A 2,156-nucleotide genomic window follows, 5' to 3' on the forward strand; every position below is an offset into this window, starting at 1 on the left:
CACGTGATAGCGCTGATCCTTCGGCCGTCGTGCGTCCTCGATTTTGACATATCGGATCGAACTGCGGCCCCGGCATGCCTGGGGCAGCAGGAAGCAGCGGATGAAGGCTGTCTCGGCGTCCGGCGTGGTGGGCGCGAGCACCGGGTCCCGGCCCAGTTCGAGCCAGGCCTGCCCCGCGCCGTGCGTGTGACGCGCGCCGTCGATCTCGATGGCGATCTCGCCGTGCAGCGTGCAGCGGATGCCCGGCCCCTGGTGTACATGCGTGTGCGCAATCCCGCCCGGAGGGAAATCCACGCGGTCGCAACGCATCAGCCAGTCGAAGCCCGGATCGAGCGTAATCTCGGCGGACAGCTTCGAGACCGAATGCGCACGCGGCGCGCTGCCCAGCAGCCCGGCCTCGGCCGGGCGCGCGGCCGCTTGCAGTTCCCAGCGCCAGAGCCGCGCGCCGTCGGCGCCGGCCAGAATCGCGAGTTGCCCGTCGCCCACCCAGCCGGTGCCGCCCGGCTGGTGCTGCGCACCGCGCTCGAACTCCAGCGTGGCGTCGCCGTCGACCACGTAGATCGCGCGCGGCGCGCGCGGCAGGTAGATCGGCTCGGCGCCGGCTTCGATGCGGTCTTCGTAGAGATGAAGCTGGTATGCGGACATGGCGGTCGTGTTCCTGTCGTGTTCGTGAAAGTGCATGCAGTATCGTTTATCGATACACATGGTATCGATAGTGGTTAACCATGCTGGAAATTACCACGCCGAGTCCATATCGTGTCGATCATCGATATTTGAGTTTCGAAAATAAGAGGAATCGCATGGAACGGAGTGAGACACATCTGCCGCCGGCCGCCGCCGGGCGGTGGTACGCGAACGCGGGGAAGGCGCAGTGGCAGGCGTTCTGGTCGTCGTATGTGGGCTGGGCGCTCGACGTGATGGACCTGGTGCTGTTCGCGATGGTGATGCCGTTCATCGCCGCCGACCTGCATTTCGATCAGGGGCTGGCCGGCATCGTCGCCTCGATGACGCTGGTGGCCACCGCCGTGGGCGGGCTGGTGTTCGGCTTCCTGGCCGACCGGATCGGCCGCACGCGCTCGATGGTGATGAGCATCCTCTGCTACTCGATCGGCACCGCGCTGTGCGGCGTGTCGCAGGACGTGCAGCAACTGCTGGTGTTCCGGTTCGTGCTCGGCTTCGGGGTGGGCGGCGAGTGGGCGGCGGGCGCCGCGCTGGTGTCCGAGACCTGGCCGGCCGAGCATCGCGGCAAGGCGCTGGCCTGGGTGCAGAGCGCGTTCGCGGCCGGCTATGCGCTGGCCGCCGTGGTGGCGGCGCTGGTGCTGCCGCATTTCGGCTGGCGCGGCGTGTTCTTCGTCGGCATCGTGCCCGCGCTGTTCGCGTTCTGGGTGCGGCGTCATACCGAGGAACCGCAGGTGTGGCTGCGCCAGACGCGCCGACTCGGCCTGCGCGAGACGCTGGCCGAACTGTTCGGTCCGTATCGCCGCAACACGCTGGTCGGGCTGGCCTTCACGAGCGCGGCGATGTGCGGCTACTGGGGGCTGTTCACGTGGATCCCCACCTATCTGGCCACGCCCGTCGCGCATGGCGGCTCGGGCCTCACGCTGATGAAATCGACCGCCTGGATCGTCGTGATGCAGGCCGGCGCGGCGGTCGGCTTCGTGGTGTTCGGCTATCTGGCCGACTGGATCGGCCGTCGCCGCACCTATCTGCTGTTCTTCGTGGCGGCCGCGCTGGCCGTGCCGGTCTACACGTGGGTGCGCTCGCCGTCGTGGCTGTTCGTGCTCGGCCCGGTGGTGGCGTTCTTCGGCACCGGCTTCTACAGCGGCTTCGCGCCGACCTTCGCCGAGCTGTTTCCCACCCGCATCCGCGCCACGGCGCAGGGCTGGATCTACAACACCGGGCGCGCGCTCAGTGCGCTCGCGCCGGCCGCCGTCGGCCTGCTGGCCGGACGCTACGGCGTGCAGACAGGCCTCGCCGCCACGGCCGGGTTCTTCCTGCTGGCCGCCCTGATCGTCTGGGCCTTCCTGCCGGAAACGCTCGGCGAGGCGCTGGACTGACACCGGGCGCGCGACGCGCGCGAGCTTCGCGTCGCTCAATCCGTTCGCACTCCTTGCTTCCCTGATCGCCGTCCGGCCCGCCTGCGCGCGGGACGGCCC

At 69.1% G+C, this 2,156-nt stretch carries 1 protein-coding gene and 1 pseudogene; one reads left to right on the forward strand and one right to left on the reverse strand.

The genetic code is table 11. The features are described from left to right. Nucleotides 1-645 (reverse strand): annotated as a pseudogene (locus ACYP33_RS02015) (hypothetical protein); the annotation flags it as partial. A 155-nt stretch (nucleotides 646-800) separates the two neighbouring features. On the opposite strand from ACYP33_RS02015, the gene ACYP33_RS02020 reads away from it, so the two are divergent. Further along, entirely contained in the window at nucleotides 801-2,057 is a 1,257-nt protein-coding gene (locus ACYP33_RS02020; RefSeq protein ID WP_414439481.1) for an MFS transporter, read from the forward strand. The last annotated feature ends 99 nt before the right edge of the window (nucleotides 2,058-2,156 follow it).

It is taken from the genome of Burkholderia sp. 3C (assembly GCF_054589155.1).

Bases quoted from the DNA above. Each gene is read 5' to 3' on its own strand.
- ACYP33_RS02020 (WP_414439481.1), top strand. From the start codon at position 801: ATGGAACGGAGTGAGACACATCTGCCGCCGGCCGCCGCCGGGCGGTGG.